The following is an 18682-nucleotide window of genomic DNA, read 5'->3' as shown; positions in this document are numbered from 1 at the left end:
CTATTTTCTTCCATAATTTCTTTACCACTTTCTTTCACAGTTTCTTCACCATAATCCAGATATCGGAATTGCGGCCCTTGTCGTCGCTGCACGAGATTTTGACGCGCCCCGGCGGGGGACTGATAAAGACTGCTTCGTTGGGCGAAGTTCGTTTTTGCAGACGGTCGTTGACGTACCAGAATACTTCCTGTACATCGTTGGCGGCCTGGCAACTGAGCTGGAGTTGCTGCGGCTCATTAGTATATACATAGTACTCACTGTTGGCGTTGGGACTGACGATCAGCGGCGCTCCTTTGCCAAATACCCGCTCGCAGGCCGGATTGTGCGGGGGCAGCTTCTCGTAAGGTACCTTCCTGGTTTCGTAGTAGGCAATCAGTTCGGGCAGCAGGTTGGGGTAAGACTTTTTCAGGTAGCCCTGTTCCGGCAGGCAGTGCGTACAGTAGGTAACACGGGCCGCTTCGTCTGTAAATACCCACCGCCGGTGCTGGCAGCGCCGGTACGGTGAAATACCCACGATGTAGTAGTCGGTGATTCTATGCTCACAAAATTCGTCCGGAATATCGCCACTGGCGGCACATACAGTTCGCAGGGTCAGGTTGGCGGCTGGCTGGTACCAGTCCCGGGGAGCATTGTAGTCGATCGTATTAAAAATGTCGAACAGCAGGGGCGTTGCCGTATTGGCCCCGCTGAGTTCAGGTACCCCTTCTCCCGAAAAATTCCCCACCCACACGCCCACCGTATAGTGGCGGTTGTAGCCCAGGCTCCAGGCATCGCGCTTGCCGTAGGAGGTACCGGTTTTCCAGGCTATGCGCGGCAGGCGGTAGGTATGGTCAAAGTTGGTGGGAAGGTCGGGGCGGGTGACCTGCGTCAGTACGTTGGTAATCATGAAGGCGGCTTCTGGCGAAATGAGCGCTTCGCCCCCGGAGAGAGTATCCGATTCGGTCAGGTAGCGCAGGGGGCGGAACTGGCCCTGGTGAGCAAAGGCGGCAAAAAGACGGGTGAGCTCTTCCAGCGTGACGCCGCAGCCACCCAGAATCATGGAAAGCCCCAGGTCTTTGGCCTGCTTGTGTACCGTCTGGAACTGCGCCTTTCGCAGCTGGTCTACCAGGATGGGGGTACTTACATGTTTTAAAACCTTAACGGCGGGTATATTCAGGGAGTTAGCCAGAGCGAATTCTATCGTGACGGGGCCGTTGAAGCGCTGGTCAAAGTTTTCGGGTTCGTAGCCGCTGAAGTTGGTGGGTACATCGTTCAGGACGGATTTGGGCGTCAGCAGCCCTTTGTCAAAAGCCGTAGCGTACAGCAGCGGCTTGAGGGTACTTCCCGGCGAGCGCACCGCCCGCACGCCATCCACCTGTCCGCCGTCGAAGGGATTATTGAAATCCGCCGAACCCACGTAGGCTTCCACCGCCCCGGTCTGGTTATTGACTACCACCACCGCCGCGTTATGGATGTTGAGCGACCGGAGGCGATTCACGTAGTTCTGCACCAGCGTTTCGGTCTGGGCCTGTCGCTGCGGGTGGAGTGTAGTCTGCACGATGGGTTGGCCGGGAAGCTCCTTTTTTAGCCGCCAAGCCAGGTGCGGTGCCCGGCGGGGCGGTCGGAGCCGGCGCACATTCAGCGGCTCGTTCAGGGCGTCCTCAATGGTACTTTTTTCGAATAACTCCTCTTTTTCAAACTGCCGTAGCCAGCGGTTGCGCTCCTCCCGCAGCCGATTGTTCTGCCGGCCGGGCTGCAGGCTCGACGGACGGTTGGGTACAATAGTCAGGGCAGTGATTTCGGCCAGGCTCAGGAGCTGCGGGGGCTTGCCGAAGTAGAGCAGCGAAGCCGCTTTGATTCCCTCGATGTTGCCGCCGTAGGGTACCAGGTTGAGGTACAGCTGCAGGATTTCATCTTTGGAGTAGTACCATTCCAGCTGCAGGGCCCGTAGTACTTCAATCAGCTTACTCGTATAGGTCCGCTGGCGGGGCTGCAGGAGCCGCACGACCTGCATGGTAATGGTGGAGGCCCCGGAAGTACGCCGTCCGGTAAGGAGGTTGCGCAGAGCCGCCCGGCCGATGGCCACCGGATTCACCCCCGGATGGGAATAGAAGTACTTGTCTTCCTTGTAAATGAGGGTTTTGCGCAATAGCGGTGTTATTTCGGGTAGTTCGGTATAGAGCCGCCACTTGTCGTCCGGACTGAGGAACGTGTGCAGGATGGTACCATCGGCGGCGGTAATCTGGGTAGAGTAAGGGACTACCGGCCGGAAGGGAAACAGTGCGTCGGCTCCCGCACCCAGAAACAGCACCACCAGCCCCGCCCAGAGCAGACGGGTGCGAAGTACTTTTTTAATCCGAAGCAAGTACGTTGGTTTCAATGGGCCGATAGAATCAGTAGCTGGTGAAGGTAACGCCACAAATCTGGAAATCTATTTGTCTCTGTTCGGAAAATTCACCTATTTCCCGCTTTATTCCTACTACCAGCCAAACCTTACTACTATCATGTCCAAATACGTGGCCGCAATTGACCAGGGAACTACCAGTACCCGCTGTATCCTCTTTGACCGTCAGGGAACTATTATTTCCGTAGGGCAGAAAGAACACGAGCAGATTTATCCCAAGCCGGGCTGGGTAGAGCATAATCCTGACGAGATATGGAAAAATACGCTCGAAGTCATAGCGCTGGCGCGTATTAAGGCGTCGGCTACCTCGGCGGACATCGCGGCCATTGGTATTACCAATCAGAGGGAAACGACGGTTGTCTGGAACCGCCGCACCGGCAAACCTTACTACAACGCGCTGGTGTGGCAGGACACCCGTACCGGTGATTTGGTAGCGAAGTACGAAAAAGAAGGCGGACTGAACCAGTTTCGGGAGAAGACGGGCCTGCCCGTATCTACCTATTTCAGCGGATTGAAACTGAAATGGGTACTTGACAATGTGGAAGGCGTACGGACGGACGCCGAAAAGGGCGAGGCTTTGTTTGGGAACATAGATACGTTCGTCATCTGGCACCTGACGGGAGGCGCGCGCGCGGGCATCCACGTGACAGACGTCACCAACGCCAGCCGCACGCAGCTCATGAACCTGCGTAGCCTGCAGTGGGACGACGATATGCTCAGTACCTACGACATACCCAAAGCCATGCTGCCGACTATCCGGAGCAGCAGTGAAGTGTACGGCGAAGTATCGTCGGAGGTACTGCCGGGGGTACCCATTGCCGGTATCCTGGGCGACCAGCACGCGGCGCTGGTAGGGCAGACTTGTTTTGAACCCGGTATGGCGAAAAATACCTACGGCACTGGTTGTTTTATGGTCATGAATACCGGAGATGAGCTGAAACTCTCCGAAAATGGCCTCCTGACGACCATTGCCTATAAGTTTGGCGACCAGCCGGTGCAATACGCCCTGGAAGGTAGTATCGCCATTGCCGGCGCGCTGGTGCAGTGGGTGCGCGATAACCTGGGACTTATCAATAAGAGTAGCGATATCGAAGTACTGGCCAAAACCGTGGAAGATAACGGTGGCGCCTACTGCGTGCCCGCGTTCTCCGGCTTGTACGCGCCCTATTGGCGCAACGACGCCCGGGGTATTATTGCCGGACTGACGCGCTACGTCAACAAAGGCCACATAGCCCGGGCGGTACTTGAGGCCACCGCCTACCAGACCCTGGATGTGGTAAAAGCCATGGAGCAGGACTCGGGCATAGAACTGTCGTCGCTGCGGGTGGATGGTGGCATGGTGGCCAATCAGCTGCTGATGCAGTTTCAGGCCGATATGCTGGGAGCGCCCGTAGTAGCACCCGCCGTGGCCGAAACCACCGCCCTGGGTGCTGCCTATGCGGCCGGTCTGGCTGTTGGCTACTGGGAAGGCCTCGACGACCTGCGCCGTAACTGGTCGGTGGCGCATACCTGGGAGCCCGCCATGAGCGAAGAAAAACGTACTGAGCTACACCGGGGCTGGAGTAAAGCGGTTACCAAATCGTTCGGGTGGATGGATTAAAGTACCTTACGTTGGGCTATCTGCTGGGTAACCCGTAACTTCGCGGCACATTTACCAAAATAGCTCCGTATGCATACCCTCATTCTGAAAAAGCCGCTGGCTTTTTTTGACCTCGAAACCACCGGCATCAATATCATACGCGACCGTATCGTCGAAATATCCGTGGTGAAGGCGCTGCCCAACGGGGAACTGGACATACGTACGCACCGGGTAAATCCGGAGATGCCCATTCCGCTGGAAACGAGCATGATTCATGGTATCTACGATGAGGATGTAAAGGATTGCCCCACCTTTAAGGGCATTGCCAAAAGTATTGCCGCTTTCCTGGAAGGCTGCGACCTGGCGGGTTTCAACAGCAATCGCTTCGACGTGCCCCTTTTGATGGAGGAGTTTCTGCGCGTCGGGGTAGACTTCGATGTGAAGGGCCGTCGGCTGGTGGATGCCCAGCGGATCTTTCATATGATGGAACCGCGTAGTTTGTCGGCGGCTTACAAGTTTTACTGCGGCAAAGAATTAACCGATGCCCACACGGCCGAAGCCGATGCCCTGGCTACCTACGAAGTACTTAATGCGCAGGTGGTCCGCTACGCCGGGGTAAAGATTAAAGATGAAAAGGGCAGGGAGGTGGAGCCCATACAAAACGATATTGAAATATTACACAATCTGACGGCTACCCGCACGGTTGATTTTGCCGGCCGGATGGTCTATAATGACAAAGGAGAAGAGGTTTTTAACTTTGGCAAGCATAACGGAAAACGCGTAAATGATGTGCTCAAACAGGAGCCATACTTCTACGATTGGATGTTAAAAGGAGAATTTCCGCTCGATACTAAACGCAAACTCACCGAAATTAAACTACGGGCTCTCACGGAGCGATAGAATTATCCGGGGCTTTATGTTGAGTAAGTAGTATTTATGAGTAGTTTTGCGGAAATTTTTATTGAGAATCCTGAGCTAAGAAAAATACAAAAATGGAACCCTCGATGATGCAACTACCGGCCGTGCCGGAAATCATACAGCTTATTCCCCTAAAGAACTACTTAATCCTGAGTACTGCTTTGTTTGTCATAGGCATTATAGGGGTACTTACCCGGCGTAATGCTATAGTTATATTTATGTCCGTGGAGCTGATGCTGAACGCGGCCAATCTGCTCCTGATTGCTTTTTCTTCCTACAAATCTGACCCGGCCGGGCAGGTATTCGTATTTTTTATTATGGCGGTGGCCGCGGCGGAAGTAGCGGTGGGGCTGGCTATTATCGTAATGATTTACCGGAATACCCGAACGACTGACGTTGGTTTTCTTAACAAACTAAAATGGTGATTCTGTAAGGCCCGGATGCCACAGTTGATAGCTGACTATATACTATCAATGAGCGAAGAATCACCTTACTATTCTTTATTAAAATTATGTCTGCTTCCTTACTTGTTCTGATACCTCTCCTCCCCTTAATAGGTTTTCTTATTAATGGTATCGGATTTCGTCGCGTCCCGAAAGGGGCCGTGGGAGTGATTGGCTCGCTGGCTGCCCTGGGTAGTTTTGCGGTGTCGGTAGCCGTACTGAGTGCCTTCAAAGCGGCCGGCAATGAAACGCAGGTCGTTTCGCTTTTTGACTGGATTACCGTTGGGAACCTGACTATTCCCTTTTCGTTCCAGATTGACCAGCTTTCCCTGCTGATGCTGATGATTGTGACCGGGGTAGGCTCCCTGATTCACATTTACTCCATCGGCTACATGAAGCACGACGAGGGCTTCGGCAAATTCTTTGCCTTCCTGAACCTCTTCCTTTTCTTCATGCTGCTGCTGGTGATGGGGTCCAACTACGTTATCATGTTCATTGGCTGGGAGGGCGTAGGTCTTTGCTCGTACCTGCTCATTGGCTTCTGGAATAAAAATACGGATTACAACAACGCCGCCCGCAAAGCCTTCATCATGAACCGCATCGGGGATTTGGGCTTTCTGCTGGGGATTTTTACCATTATCGCCACCTTCGGGTCGGTAGAGTACACGGAGGTATTCAGTCAGGCCACGCGGCTGTCGGTAGGTGACCCAATGGTGGTAACTATTACCCTGCTGCTGTTTGTGGGAGCCATGGGTAAATCAGCCCAGATTCCCCTCTTTACCTGGCTGCCCGACGCTATGGCGGGTCCTACGCCGGTGTCGGCCCTGATTCACGCCGCTACTATGGTGACGGCGGGCATCTATATGGTTATCCGTTCCAACGTACTTTATTCTCTGGCGCCGTTCACACTGGAAGTCGTCTCCATTGTGGGAATAGCCACGGTATTACTGGCTGCTTCCATTGGTCTGCTGCAGAACGATATCAAGAAAGTACTTGCCTACTCGACGGTGAGTCAGCTGGGTTATATGTTTGTGGCACTGGGTGTGATGGCCTACTCGGCTTCTATGTTTCACGTTATTACGCATGCTTTTTTCAAAGCCTTGCTTTTCTTAGGTGCGGGTAGTGTAATTCATGCCATGTCCGACGAGCAGGATATTCGGTTTATGGGAGGTTTACGTAAAAAGTTACCTATTACCTTCCTTACCTTCCTGATTGGTACCGTAGCTATCGCGGGTATACCTCCGTTTGCGGGTTTCTTCTCCAAGGATGAGATTCTGGCGCACGCTTTTGAGCATAACAAAGTCTTGTGGGTACTGGGTCTGGTTGGTTCGTTCATGACGTCCTTCTACATGTTCCGCCTCTTGTTTCTTACCTTCTTTGGTGATTTCAGAGGTACCCACGAGCAGGCACATCACCTGCACGAATCACCTTCGTCCATGACCATTCCCCTGATTATTCTGGCGGTGTTCTCGGCCGTGGGTGGATTTATGGGCGTACCCGAAGCGCTGGGAGGTACCCACTACCTGGCCGAGTTTATGAGTCCATTGTACGAAGGCGCGCGTCTGGTCAATCCCGAAGCCTTTGCTGCTACTACACTCGGACATTCGGAAGAGTACCTGCTGATGGGCGTTTCGGTAGTGGTGGCTCTGGTAGCTGCTGGTGCCGCCTACGTAATGTACGTGAGCCGTCAGGCAGTACCTGCCCCCGAGTCGGTGGAGCGTCCGGCCCTGCAGCGGGTGGTGTACAACAAGTACTACATTGACGAAATCTACAACGCTGTTTTTGTACGGCCCATAGGTACCTTGTCTAACCTGCTGTACAGCTTTGGCGAATTTTTCATTGACCTGGTCGTGAACGGAACCGGACGCCTGGTAAAAGGGCTGTCCGGACAGGTACGGCAAACCCAGACGGGCTCTACCGGCTACTATATATTTGCGATGGTAGTGGGTATTGTGGTAATCCTGTTCTGGAACCTGCTGATTCGTTAAGCTATTTTTCGATAAAGAAAAAGAATTAAACTCATGTTTACTTTCCTCTTACTACTTATACCTGCCCTTACGGGGGTACTTACGCTAAGCATCGGAGGGCGTCACGCCAGGCAGCTGGCCCTGATGGGAGCCCTGGCCGAACTGATTGTGGCCGTGGTGGTGTGGAGCCAGTTTGACCCGGTAGCCGGACTTCAGTTTGGCTTTAAGTACAACTGGATCCAGTCCGCCGGCGTTACGCTCGGGGCTGGTCTGGACGGTATCAGTATGTTGCTGGTACTGCTGACTACCTTCTTGTCGCCGCTGATCGTACTGTCGACCTTCGGTCACGACTACCGCAACGCGCCCGCTTTTTACTCGCTGATTCTTTTTATGGAGGCGGCTCTGGTGGGGGTATTTACAGCCACAGATGCTTTCCTGTTTTATTTTTTCTTCGAAGCCGCGCTGATTCCGGTGTACTTCCTGTCGGCGTTGTGGGGAGGTGAAAACCGTCTGAAGGTAACCTTCAAATTTTTTATCTATACCATATTTGGTAGCTTGTTCATGCTGGTGGCGTTTGTGTACCTGTACCTCCAGACCCCCGGTACCCATTCCTCCGAAATCACCGCTTTTTATAACCTGCAGCTTGATGCTTCCAGCCAGGGCTGGGTATTCTGGGCGCTGTTTATAGCCTTTGCTATCAAAATGCCGGTGTTCCCGTTCCATACCTGGCAGCCCGACACCTATACCGAATCGCCTACCCCGGCTACCATGCTGCTGGCGGGAATTATGCTGAAAATGGGAGTTTATGGCCTTATCCGTCTGCTGCTACCCATAGTACCGCTGGCGCTGGAAGAGTGGGGCGCCGTAGCCATTGTACTGTCGGTGATTGGTATTGTGTACGGCTCCATCATTGCCATCAAGCAGCGCGATATGAAGCGTCTGATTGCGTACTCGTCCTTCGCGCACGTAGGGCTCATGGCCGCCGGTGTGTTTTCTACTACGCTAAATGGCCTACAGGGCGCCCTGATTCAGATGCTGGCGCACGGTATTAACGTGGTAGGCATGTTCTTCATCGTAGAGATTATCTTCTCCCGCACCCGTACCCGTAATCTTGACCAGCTGGGAGGGATTACCCAAACTACTCCACGTTTGTCGGTCTATTTCATGATTCTCCTGCTGGGGAGTGTGGCGCTACCCCTGACCAACGCCTTTGTGGGGGAGTTCCTGCTACTGGCGGGTGTATTTGAGTACAACGGCTGGCTGGGTGCCGTGGCCGGTCTTACCATTATTCTGGGGGCCGTTTACATGCTGCGCCTTTTTCAGAAGTCAATGTTTGGTACCCGCTCGGTAGTAACGGAGCAGTTTGCGGACCTGAGTATAAGCGAGCGGGCAGTGCTGGTACCACTGGTCATTATGGTGTTCTGGATTGGGCTTTATCCGGCTACGTTCCTGCAGCTGACCGAACCTACTGTAAGTCAATTACTACGTTTCATAAATGGTTAATACGGGCTGACGGTACTGTACCGGCCTGACGACTAACGACTATAAAACTTATGTATCCTATTGTATTGCTGTCCGTTCTTGGTATCGTTCTCCTGTTTCTGGGATTTCTGAAATCAAAGAACATCTTACTGCCCGCTACGCTGTTGTTCCTGGCTTTGGCGCTGGCAAGCAACTTCATTGACTGGAACCAGGGTCCGTTTCTTTATTTCTATGGCATGTTTGCGGTAAATAAAGTTTCCCTGACTTTCAACGCCATAGTACTTATATCGGCCTTTATGATTGTGGCTATGACACGGGGTTTCCAGGACGATGACGAAGCCCAGCCCGCCGAGTACTTTGGTATCATGACCTTTTCGCTGGTAGGTGCCTTCATGATGATTGGCTATGAGCACCTGATAATGTTTTTTATCGGGGTAGAGATTCTGTCGGTAGCTATGTACATCCTTACCGGGAGCGACAAACGGAATCTTCGTTCCAACGAAGCCGCTCTTAAGTACTTCCTGATGGGGGCCTTTGCGACCGGAATCATGCTTTTTGGCATAGCGCTGCTGTACGGCGCCACCGGTACCTTTACCCTGACGGGTATTCAGGGATTTGTGAGTGCAGGCCAGGGACCCGAGCCTTATATTTTGTACGCGGGCCTGCTGCTGTTACTGATCGGGATGCTGTTTAAAGTGTCGGCGGCTCCTTTTCACTTCTGGACTCCCGATGTGTACGATGGTGCCCCTACCATTTTTACCACCTTTATGTCCACCATCGTCAAGACCGCCGGTTTTGCCGCTATCTTCCGGTTGCTGTCCCACTCGTTTTCGGACATTTATAGTTTCTGGTGGATTACCCTGGCTGGTGTTACCGTCCTGACGCTGTTCGTAGGTAACGTAGTTGCCGTGTACCAGGACAGCTTCAAGCGCATGATGGCGTACTCGAGTATATCCCACGCCGGGTACCTGCTGATAGCCCTGACGGCGCTGTCGAGGCAGACGGAGATGTCGATCCTGTTTTATTCCATGGCTTACTCCGTTGCTACGATCAGTGCCTTTGGAGTACTGATGCTGGTGGCCCGGGAAAAGTCGCTGAATGGTCGCCCCAACGAAAGCTACGATGCCTTTAACGGTCTGGCGCAGCACAACCCGCTCCTGGCCTTTGTACTGACCGTTTCCATGCTGTCGCTGGCGGGTATACCGCTTACGGCGGGTTTCTGGGGTAAGTTCTATGTATTCAGCAGCGCGGCCGAGCGCGGGCTGGTGTGGCTGCTGGTGGTAGCCGTGCTGATGTCGGCGGTAGGTATTTATTACTACTTCCGGGTGGTAATTGCGTCGTACATGAAAGAAGGTACTACCGCCAAAATCCGCATTGCTCCCTTTTACCAGATAGTACTGGTGGCCGCTACGGTTATTACTATCCTGTTTGGGTTGGTTCCCGGCTTTTTTGAGCAAATCCTGTAATTTACTGGTATACTATAAATCAAAGAGAGAGGCGGCTGAATCGAGAGAGGCGGCTGAATCCATCAGTCGCCTCTCTCTTTTGGTAGTACTACTACCACCACTCCGACGGCCGTTTACGCTGAATAGTAATGGAGTCGGGTTGAAAAGAATAGTAAGGATTATTTAGATGAGCGAGTACCCCTACCCGGTACTTACCTTCCGGTAAAGAGAAAGCGGTAACGTCAGTCGCTATGTCGCCCGCGTAGTATTGGCCCGTTCTGAGGAAGTACGTCAGGGAGGTTTGGCCGGGGGTCAGAGAAAGCACAAACTGGGACGCAGAGCTACGAAGCACGAGGTAGTAGTTCTGGTAGTGGCGGTACGCGATGCGGAGGTCCCTGCTTCTAAAAGTGTAGGTGTTATTCCGACTGTCATATTTTATTGTGAGTTTCGGTAAATCGGTCCTTTCGGGGCTAACCAGCCGGGCATGGCGCAGAAAGGCAGGGTCCGTTGGTTTGTAAACACCGGCAAGTATGGCTGAGTCTACATTGGGTTTATTGTATTTCTGATTGCCTCCCCCCCAGGTTCCAAAATCATTCATAAAGCCAGGCTTGTTGTGCAGGTAGTTGTACAGGGAGGTCGTGTGGAAGCGCTTCTCCCTGATGCGGGAGTCAATCCGGTAGAAATAGCTCAGGAAACAATAGATAAGCGCCAAGAAAAGCGATGTAACAAACACCCGCTGGCGGAATCGGCCCGCGAGCCACAGTGCCATCATATAGGCCATGGCGACCGTAATAGTAGGATATAAAATGAGCCGGGGTTTAAACAGCTGATCGCCATACTCAGGGGTAGTCCGGCCGTTAACAACCATATAAATGGTAACGAACAGCAGGGCCACTGCTCCGGTAATGAATAAGCGAATGCGCGGATAACGCTGCCACCAGTCAGATTTTTTCTGCATCCATTCCGGTATTCTTTTAGCCAGAAAAGGCCAGTTGCCAGCCCATGCCACCAGTAAGGTGTACATTATGATACTACTGCTGGCCAGGCCGAGTAAATAACTACCCCAATGAGCAGGATTGTAAATGGTTGATTCACTCACAGAAGTGGGGTGAAAGTGCAGTATGCCCCCAATATAAAGAATAATGTACCTGATAAGCAGCCAGACAGATAAGGGGTTGTCGTAAGGGCTGAATTCGGGCAGGCCCCAACCGGGCTGCGTATAGTTACGGAAGTACAAGGCCGCCGTCAGGATGGCGGCTAAACACCAGATTGCCAAATACCCCCAGCGTTTCCGTAAAAACAGTACCAGAGCCCCGGCTCCGTAGCCTAATAAACCGCTGGAAAAGGCACTTACCGCTATCACTACACAGGCCAGCGCGGCTATAACCCGCTTCCAGCCGTCTTTGGTTAACAGCCATACCGCTACCAGGGCAAAAAATAGGGAAGGCATGTAAAGCTGGTTAATCAAAGACCAGAACAGGTAGGTCCTTAGCTGAGGCTGGAATAGTAAAAAGGCTAAAGGTAAGCTGTAAAACAGCGGAAGGCGGGAGCGGTACAGTATAAAAGTAAAAAGAGCATAAAACAGCATCAGGAAAAGGAGACCTACTCTACCCGTATGGGTAATATCTAATTCTCCCCCGTTAAGAAGAGCTGCGATTAACGAAACAGAACGGGAAAAAGGATACCGGTGCCCAAACCCGTGCGAAACCCATTCGTCAAGCAGACTGCTCCAGGAATGGGTTGACCAATGGCGGACAAAGGTCATAGAAAGTAAGTCTTCGTGCTGCGGGTAATTCAGCTTAAAGAGGTCATAATAAATTAGGAAGAATAGGAACGGTACGGTTGATGCTACGACAAAAAGTAATGTAGCTCTTCTTTTGACAAAGTCGCTGATAAGCAGCAGGACTTTTGATTGCCTTGAATAGGCATTGAGCAAAGATAGTAACATAATACGGCTTACTTGTTAGACAATAGTGTCGGGGCGTAACGAGCAAGGAGGGCGTATTATAAAATCAAAAGTAAACGAAGCTAGCTAAAAATCAAAAAGAGAAGCATTTTTAATGCTTCTCTTTTTGATTTGGAAAAAAGAGCTTTGGGTCTATACGTTCATCAAAGACTCGCGACGACGCATTTTTCCGGCCGGAATACCGAACATCATCTTGAAGCGGCGGCAGAAGTAGGCAGTATCTTTGTATCCTACATCAGCACCAATAGCCCGGATGCTTTTTTTGGAGGTACGGAGCAGGTCAACGGCTTTCTCCATACGCTGGTATTCAATGTAATCCTGTGGGTTAATACCGGTCAGCATTTTGAAGTACTGTCCTACGTAGTCTTCGGATACGTTGGCTACGTTGGCAAGTACCTTATTGGAAAGGTCACCCCCGAGGTTGTCCTTGATATAAGCAAAGATATCGATCAGGCGAGGGTCTTTGAAATAGGTACTATTGGTGACGAGCTGCTCTACGAAAAGTTTATTCTTTAAGATATAGCGGATAATCTCAATCACTACCTCTTCGGTCTTAATCTTGATCACCCGGCCTTTTCCCGGCGTATCGGTCATGTCTTCGCCCAGTACCTGATTAATGGTAGCGGCCATATTATCGTCGCGCTTAATCAGGAAAGGCGGAATATCCAGCGAGGTAAAGAAATTAACTGTGTCAAATACTTTGGCCTCAAACGAGATCAATCCGAAGGAATTAGGAACTTTTCCGATCATGGATGGATTGTAGCTGGCTTCAAAGTAGTTGTCACGATTGGTCATGAACTCTTCGTTGGATACGGTTTTGGCCAGAGCGGCGTTTCCGTAGGTGACCGTGGCATGCTTACCCCCCGGGATGAACAACATGTCGCCCATCTCTACTCTCTGCGGTTCTTCGGTGCCAAACGACACCTCACCATCGTACAAAATCGTGAGTGAATTTTGTACATCATAAAAGTTTTTGATTGTAATTGGCTGTAAAATGCGGATGTGACGAGCCCTTACAAACTTAACCCCAAGTGATTCGATAATCTTGTTGTAGTCTTCCATGACATGTATTTTAGAGGCATGCAATTGCCTTGTAATTCTTATTTTTGTACAAATCTAATAAATTGTACAAAACTAATACAAGTATCCATATAGCGAAAATAAAAAAAAAGTACACGATTATACCTACAAATCGTGTACTTTTTTTATAAAATTTCGAAAAATGGGGCTACAACCCTATTTCAGGAGCTCTCTGGCTATCACAAGTTTTTGTATTTCTGATGTACCTTCGTAAATCTGGGTGATTTTGGCGTCCCGCATGAGCCTCTCTACGTGATACTCTTTCACGTACCCATAGCCGCCATGGACCTGAACGGCCTCGGTGGTAGCCCACATAGCCACGTCGGAAGCATAGAGTTTGGCCATGGCTGCCGCCTTGACATACTCCTTTCCTTCGTCTTTTAGCCGGGCAGCCTTGTACACCAGCAGCCGGGCGGCCTCAATCCGGGTGGCCATATCGGCTAATTTGAATTGCACGGCCTGATGCTCAAATATAGGCTTTCCGAAGGATTTGCGTTCCTGGGCATAAGCCAGGGCCAGCTCGTAGGCACCGGCGGCAATGCCCAGCGCCTGGGCGGCAATGCCAATACGGCCGCCGTTGAGGGTACCCATGGCAAATTTGAAGCCCAGTCCGTCTTCGCCAATCCGGTTTTCCTTGGGTACCTTCACATCCGAGAACATCAGGGAGTGCGTATCCGAAGCCCGAATACCCATTTTGTCTTCTTTCTTACCAACCGAAAATCCCTCCCAGCCTTTTTCAACAATGAGGCAGTTGATGCCCCGGTGGCCTTTCTCCGGGTAGGTTTGGGCCATCACCAGGTATACCGAAGCGGTATTGCCATTGGTAATCCAGTTTTTGGTCCCGTTGAGCAGGTAGTAGTCACCTTTATCCTCGGCAATAGTATGCTGGGAGGTAGCATCCGAGCCAGCCTCCGGTTCAGAAAGGCAAAAAGCACCTATGATTTCACCCGCCGCCAGGCGCGTCAGGTACCTTTGCTTTTGGTCTTCATTCCCGTATTTCTCCAGTCCCCAGCACACCAGGGAGTTATTAACGGACATAATGACCGAGGCCGATGCGTCTATCTTTGAAATTTCTTCAATGGCTATGGCGTAAGAAACTGTATCCATACCCCCTCCTCCGTACTCGGGAGATACCATCATTCCCAAAAAACCCAGGTCACCCAGGCGCTGGAGCAGGGTTGGGTCAAACTTCTGCGCATTATCACGCTCTATTACCCCCGGCAGCAAATCATTCTGAGCAAAATCACGGGCTGCTTGCTGTACAGCTTCGTGTTCTTCGCTCAGGTTGAAGTCCATGCCGGGCCATTCTGCAGTTATTGCCATATTCCTTTAGATCTGTTGATGAAGTTATATAACCAAATTTAGGCCATTTTGATATAGTATGCAAGCATACTGATTCGGGATTTTGAAAACATAACGATGAGGTTACAGTTTTTGTGGTAAACTATATAGTTTTGTACCATAAATTAAATCTGCCAGCCGGAAGGAAAGCTGCCGGTTTGAAGTAAAAGTATTTACCCATCGTATGCCCATCCTTACGGTTTTTTATATAAAACTGCTTCTTAACGTAGTACTTACAGCAGGAATTATCTGGGTTGTTCGTCGGCAGCCGCTTTTTGCTAAATGGCAGCATGAAAAGGAGGGGCTGGTATTCGGGCTGGGATTTCTGCTGTTCCGTTTACTCCCCTGGATCGGAATCTTTATCCTGCTTAATGAGGACCCGCGCGGCGATGTTCCGTTTTTTTTCTACAAAGCCGAAGGAGCCAAGGCCGGGGGCTTTGTCTACCGCGATTTCTGGTCGTACCATGCTCCTCTTTATGCCTATATTATCAGCCTGCCGGTTTGGGTGTGGCACAATGCCCGCGCTATTGTGCTGTTGATGGTACTGATGGAGGCGGCAATTCTGTGGCTTACGTACCGTACCTATAAGCACCGGCTCCCCAACGCCCTGCAGCTTACGGTTCTGTATTGGCTGCTACCGGCCTCGTTTATGTATGTACTTGTTGACGGGCAGGAGGAGGTCTGGTTCTGGGGGATAGCTTTACTGATGCTTCGCCACACCCTTAAGAAATCTACCGACTATGAAGTGGGACTGGGGCTTCTGTTCGCCTTGGCTTTGCTTACCATTAAAGTAACCTTTATTTTCTTCCTGCCGCCTTTGCTGCTGGTAGTGCGCAGGCCCGTCAGGATGCTGGCCGTTATGGCGGCGGTGGGGTTACCGGCGGTGGCTTTTCTATACTACCACATTGGCGACCTGTTTCTGATGCCAATCCGGCATACGGAGCAACTCATGACCCCAAATCTTTTTTCAATCTCGCGACCTTTTATTGAGCTCTTTTTCAGTATCAATGAAAAAGAGTCGACCCTGCTTAACTGGATCGGACTGGTATTTACAATCCTTATCCCGAGCTATATGGCTTACCGGAGCCGCAACCGACACATAACAGAAACGCTGCCGGGGTTATTTGTGGCTACCTTTGTGTGTATGATGATATTTCAGGCCAGTGCGCCGGGAGCCTATATTATTGCGTACCTGGTGGCGGTCGTGTTTGAACTGATTGAAGTTCGTAAGGCCTGGCACATTGGGGTACTGTTGGCCGTAAGTTGGCTGACCGTAGTGCAGCCCTTTGTGTATGTATATTATGACCAACCTTCCTATACCAGCTTTGGTATGTTTGCTAATCCGGTCTTTCTTTTTGAGTACCTACTCCAGTTGCTCAGTATACTTTGCTACTTCTGGATTCTGAAACAGGCGTACCGTAAGGTGGTAGAGCGGCAAATTCCGGTGCTGGTATGAGTATTATCCTTGCCAAAGCAGGCCTGAGCCTGGCAGCGCTGTTACTGGTTGGGGTAGTACTTTATCAAAAAGCAGCTATTACCCAATGGCTCAGGGGAAAAAGTACTTCCGTGGTACTGGGCACCGGATGGCTTCTGTTCCGTTTGGTCCCTTTTATGGCGGTTTACCTGGTAGCTGGCTTTGAGCCGACTTCAGATGTCAACGGCTTCTGGATGATGGCCAGTGAGGCGGCGGCCGGGAAAATAGTCTACCGCGACTTCTGGTCACCCTATTCTCCTTTTTATTCCTACTTCCTTGGCGCAGGCGCGGTACTTTGGTACAGCCCCCGGATGATCGTACTCATAATGGCGCTGATGGATGGGGTAGCGCTGGCCTTGACCTACGTTTTTTACCGGCACCGCCAGTCGCGGGAGCTCCCGGAAGAATTACGGTACAAGGCCTTGCTTTACCTGATATTGCCCGGAGCACTTATTTTGTGCGTAGTAGGAGCGCAGGAAGATGTCTGGATGTGGCTGTTTGTGGTACTGGCCTGGCTGGTACGGCAGCGCACGCAAAGTGTAGTAGCCTATAGTCTGGTACTAGCGGTTGGTTTACTTATGACGAAGGCTGTTTTTGTGCTTATTCTTGCGCCTTTGTTTCTGCTGGAGCCCCAGCGGCTCACAATGCTGATTTCGCTGGGGCTGGTAGGCATTGTTACGGTTATAGTACTTTACAGCCTCGTGGGCTGGGAGTTTATGCAGCCCCTGGGAGAGGCCAGCGTTTTGCGGGCTCCCAATGTGCTGTCGGTACTGAATCCGTGGGCGTTTAATGCCATGGGCACCGGTGAGAAGTTCTGGAACTGGATTGGACTGCTGGTATCGGTAGGGTTAGGTACCCTGGCCGCCTGGCGGCTGCGGGAGGCTCCTTTCTACCAGATGCTGTCGCAGGTGTGGGTGGTGCTGTACGCTACCATGATGATCGTGCAGCAAAGTGCTTACAGCAACTACTTGTTTCTGTTCCTGCTCCCGCTGGTATTTTACATCATTGACTGGCAGAACCGCCAGCAGGTACTCCTCTTACTCCTGTACAATCTGTTGTGCGTAGTGCATCCTTCCTACTGGTGGCGACTGGGAATGCCCAAGTACCTGTCTCCGGCGGATGTCTTCGCATCTTCTGCATTGATTATTGACTATCTGATGCAGGTAGGCATTGTGGGGCTGACTATCTATTTCATCGGGCTGGCTTTTCCCAAAAGAGCTGCTATTTAGGGAAAAATTGGGTTTATCTATCCTACCAGACCCTAAAAAAGCCGCTAACTGATGAAGGTTAGCGGCTTTTTTAGGGCTTATGATAAAGCTAAAAGACTTTACCCAATCCGATCAAATCCACAGTAAGGTACCAGTGCCTGCGGAATACGGATACTGCCGTCGGCCTGCTGGTTGTTTTCGAGCAGAGCGGCTACAATGCGGGGCAGAGCCAGCGCAGATCCATTGAGCGTATGCAGGAGCTGCGTCTTTCCTTCTACTTTATAACGTAGCTTCAGACGATTGGCCTGGTAGCTTTCAAAGTTAGATACCGAGCTGCACTCCAGCCAGCGCTCCTGCGCTGCCGACCATACTTCAAAATCAAAGGTAAGCGCGGAGGTAAAGCCCATATCGCCCCCACAAAGCCGCAGGATACGGTAAGGTAGTTCCAGCTTTTCTAATAAGCTTTTAACATGATCTACCATCTCGTCCAGAGCGGCATAGGATTCTTCGGGCTTCCGGATCTGTACAATTTCTACCTTGTCGAACTGGTGCAGGCGGTTAAGTCCGCGCACGTGGGCGCCCCAGCTACCGGCTTCGCGGCGGAAACAGGGGGTATGGCCGGCGTTCTTTACGGGTAGGTCGCTTTCCTGTAGGATTACATCGCGGTAGATATTGGTGATAGGTACCTCGGCGGTTGGGATTAGATACAGATCGTCAGCGGTAGCGTGGTACATTTGTCCTTCCTTGTCAGGGAGCTGCCCGGTTCCGAAGCCGGAGTCGGCATTGACCAGGATCGGAGGCTGTATTTCGGTATAACCGGCTTTGGCGGCCTCATCCAGGAAAAAAGAGATCATAGCCCGCTGCAAACGTGCTCCTTTGCCTTTATACACCGGAAAACCCGCGCCGGAAATTTTATTTCCTAATTCGAAATCAATTATATCCAGCTTTTTGATCAGCTCCCAGTGCGGCTGGTGTCCTGCGGGAAGTACCGGCTTTTCGCCCTGCTCATGTACCGTAACATTGTCCTCGGCGGTGCGGCCCTCGGGTACGCTTTCGTGGGGAAGGTTAGGGAGTTTTACCAGCTCGTCCTGTAGCTCAGTCTCAAACTTTTTTAGTTGCTCATCCAGTGCCTTTGATCGTTCTTTCAAAGAGGCTGTTTCGGCTTTGGCCGCTTCAGCTTCCTCTTTTTTGCCCTGCTTCATCAGGCCGCCTATTTCCTTAGCCTTCGCGTTGGACTGAGCCAGCAGACTATCCAGCTCCTGCTGGGTTTCCCGGCGCTGGCGGTCCAGGTTCAAAATAAGATCTACCGCACTTTCGGCGTTGGGAAAGCGCTTTTTGGTCAATCCGGCAATGGTCAGTTCTTTATTATCGCGGATAAAGGTTGTCTGTAACATAG

The 18682-nt window shown here is 51.5% G+C and carries 13 protein-coding genes; 8 read left to right on the top strand and 5 right to left on the bottom strand.

All coding sequences use genetic code 11. The features are described from left to right. Positions 1-34 precede the first annotated feature (34 nt). Positions 35-2335 (bottom strand): penicillin-binding protein 1C, encoded by a 2301-nt coding sequence (pbpC, locus tag VGN67_RS13300; RefSeq protein WP_414717325.1) that lies wholly within the window; start codon positions 2333-2335, stop codon positions 35-37. Positions 2336-2483: 148 nt separating this feature from the next. Here pbpC and glpK point away from each other — a divergent pair, with 148 nt between their 5' ends. From glpK to VGN67_RS13270, 6 genes are all read left to right on the top strand, one after another. Next, positions 2484-3983 carry a glycerol kinase GlpK gene (gene glpK / locus VGN67_RS13295; protein WP_327487328.1) on the top strand — a complete coding sequence of 500 codons (1500 nt, stop codon included), beginning with the start codon at positions 2484-2486 and terminating at the stop codon, positions 3981-3983. A 69-nt stretch (positions 3984-4052) separates the two neighbouring features. Continuing rightward, positions 4053-4862 carry an exonuclease domain-containing protein gene (locus tag VGN67_RS13290; RefSeq protein ID WP_327487327.1) on the top strand — a complete coding sequence of 270 codons (810 nt, stop codon included), beginning with the start codon at positions 4053-4055 and terminating at the stop codon, positions 4860-4862. Positions 4863-4954: 92 nt separating this feature from the next. After that, positions 4955-5305, top strand: a complete 351-nt coding sequence (nuoK, locus tag VGN67_RS13285; protein WP_327487326.1) for an NADH-quinone oxidoreductase subunit NuoK — start codon at positions 4955-4957, stop codon at positions 5303-5305. A gap of 86 nt (positions 5306-5391) precedes the next feature. Continuing rightward, positions 5392-7311 carry an NADH-quinone oxidoreductase subunit L gene (nuoL, locus tag VGN67_RS13280; protein WP_327487325.1) on the top strand — a complete coding sequence of 640 codons (1920 nt, stop codon included), beginning with the start codon at positions 5392-5394 and terminating at the stop codon, positions 7309-7311. A 33-nt stretch (positions 7312-7344) separates the two neighbouring features. Further along, complete coding sequence (locus VGN67_RS13275; protein WP_327487324.1) at positions 7345-8793, top strand: NADH-quinone oxidoreductase subunit M; 1449 nt, start codon at positions 7345-7347, stop codon at positions 8791-8793. Between the two features lie 50 nt (positions 8794-8843). Beyond that, positions 8844-10238, top strand: a complete 1395-nt coding sequence (locus tag VGN67_RS13270; RefSeq protein ID WP_327487323.1) for an NADH-quinone oxidoreductase subunit N — start codon at positions 8844-8846, stop codon at positions 10236-10238. Between the two features lie 91 nt (positions 10239-10329). On the opposite strand, the gene VGN67_RS13265 is transcribed toward VGN67_RS13270, so the two are convergent. The 3 genes from VGN67_RS13265 to VGN67_RS13255 form a co-directional block, all read right to left on the bottom strand. Further along, positions 10330-11667 (bottom strand): hypothetical protein, encoded by a 1338-nt coding sequence (locus tag VGN67_RS13265; protein WP_327487322.1) that lies wholly within the window; start codon positions 11665-11667, stop codon positions 10330-10332. A 648-nt stretch (positions 11668-12315) separates the two neighbouring features. Continuing rightward, complete coding sequence (locus tag VGN67_RS13260; RefSeq protein ID WP_327487321.1) at positions 12316-13245, bottom strand: AraC family transcriptional regulator; 930 nt, start codon at positions 13243-13245, stop codon at positions 12316-12318. 174 nt (positions 13246-13419) lie between these two features. Further along, entirely contained in the window at positions 13420-14559 is a 1140-nt protein-coding gene (locus tag VGN67_RS13255) for an acyl-CoA dehydrogenase (protein ID WP_327487503.1), read from the bottom strand. A 229-nt stretch (positions 14560-14788) separates the two neighbouring features. On the opposite strand from VGN67_RS13255, the gene VGN67_RS13250 reads away from it, so the two are divergent. Then, a complete protein-coding gene (locus tag VGN67_RS13250; protein WP_327487320.1) occupies positions 14789-16060 on the top strand; it encodes a hypothetical protein in 1272 nt (423 codons plus the stop codon). Beyond that, entirely contained in the window at positions 16057-17307 is a 1251-nt protein-coding gene (locus tag VGN67_RS13245) for a hypothetical protein (RefSeq protein WP_327487319.1), read from the top strand. Before VGN67_RS13250 ends, VGN67_RS13245 begins: the two co-directional genes overlap by 4 nt. Before the next feature lie 98 nt (positions 17308-17405). Here VGN67_RS13245 and serS read toward each other — a convergent pair whose 3' ends face one another. Further along, the gene (serS, locus tag VGN67_RS13240) at positions 17406-18680 is read right to left on the bottom strand and encodes a serine--tRNA ligase (RefSeq protein ID WP_327487318.1); all 1275 of its coding nucleotides are present in this window, start codon (positions 18678-18680) and stop codon (positions 17406-17408) included. Positions 18681-18682: the final 2 nt, after the last annotated feature.

It is taken from the genome of Telluribacter sp. (assembly GCF_035998675.1).
GTDB lineage: Bacteria > Bacteroidota > Bacteroidia > Cytophagales > Spirosomataceae > Telluribacter.
This window is presented reverse-complemented; position numbering and strand designations above follow the sequence as displayed.

Excerpts from the sequence above, each read along its gene's own strand:
- VGN67_RS13290 (WP_327487327.1), top strand. The coding sequence starts at position 4,053 with ATGCATACCCTCATTCTGAAAAAGCCGCTGGCTTTTTTTGACCTCGAA.
- VGN67_RS13265 (WP_327487322.1), bottom strand. The coding sequence starts at position 11,667 with ATGCCTTCCCTATTTTTTGCCCTGGTAGCGGTATGGCTGTTAACCAAA.
- VGN67_RS13255 (WP_327487503.1), bottom strand. The coding sequence starts at position 14,559 with ATGGACTTCAACCTGAGCGAAGAACACGAAGCTGTACAGCAAGCAGCC.
- nuoK (WP_327487326.1), top strand. The coding sequence starts at position 4,955 with ATGGAACCCTCGATGATGCAACTACCGGCCGTGCCGGAAATCATACAG.
- VGN67_RS13275 (WP_327487324.1), top strand. The coding sequence starts at position 7,345 with ATGTTTACTTTCCTCTTACTACTTATACCTGCCCTTACGGGGGTACTT.
- VGN67_RS13260 (WP_327487321.1), bottom strand. The coding sequence starts at position 13,245 with ATGGAAGACTACAACAAGATTATCGAATCACTTGGGGTTAAGTTTGTA.
- VGN67_RS13245 (WP_327487319.1), top strand. The coding sequence starts at position 16,057 with ATGAGTATTATCCTTGCCAAAGCAGGCCTGAGCCTGGCAGCGCTGTTA.
- nuoL (WP_327487325.1), top strand. The coding sequence starts at position 5,392 with ATGTCTGCTTCCTTACTTGTTCTGATACCTCTCCTCCCCTTAATAGGT.
- serS (WP_327487318.1), bottom strand. The coding sequence starts at position 18,680 with ATGTTACAGACAACCTTTATCCGCGATAATAAAGAACTGACCATTGCC.
- VGN67_RS13250 (WP_327487320.1), top strand. The coding sequence starts at position 14,789 with ATGCCCATCCTTACGGTTTTTTATATAAAACTGCTTCTTAACGTAGTA.
- glpK (WP_327487328.1), top strand. The coding sequence starts at position 2,484 with ATGTCCAAATACGTGGCCGCAATTGACCAGGGAACTACCAGTACCCGC.
- VGN67_RS13270 (WP_327487323.1), top strand. The coding sequence starts at position 8,844 with ATGTATCCTATTGTATTGCTGTCCGTTCTTGGTATCGTTCTCCTGTTT.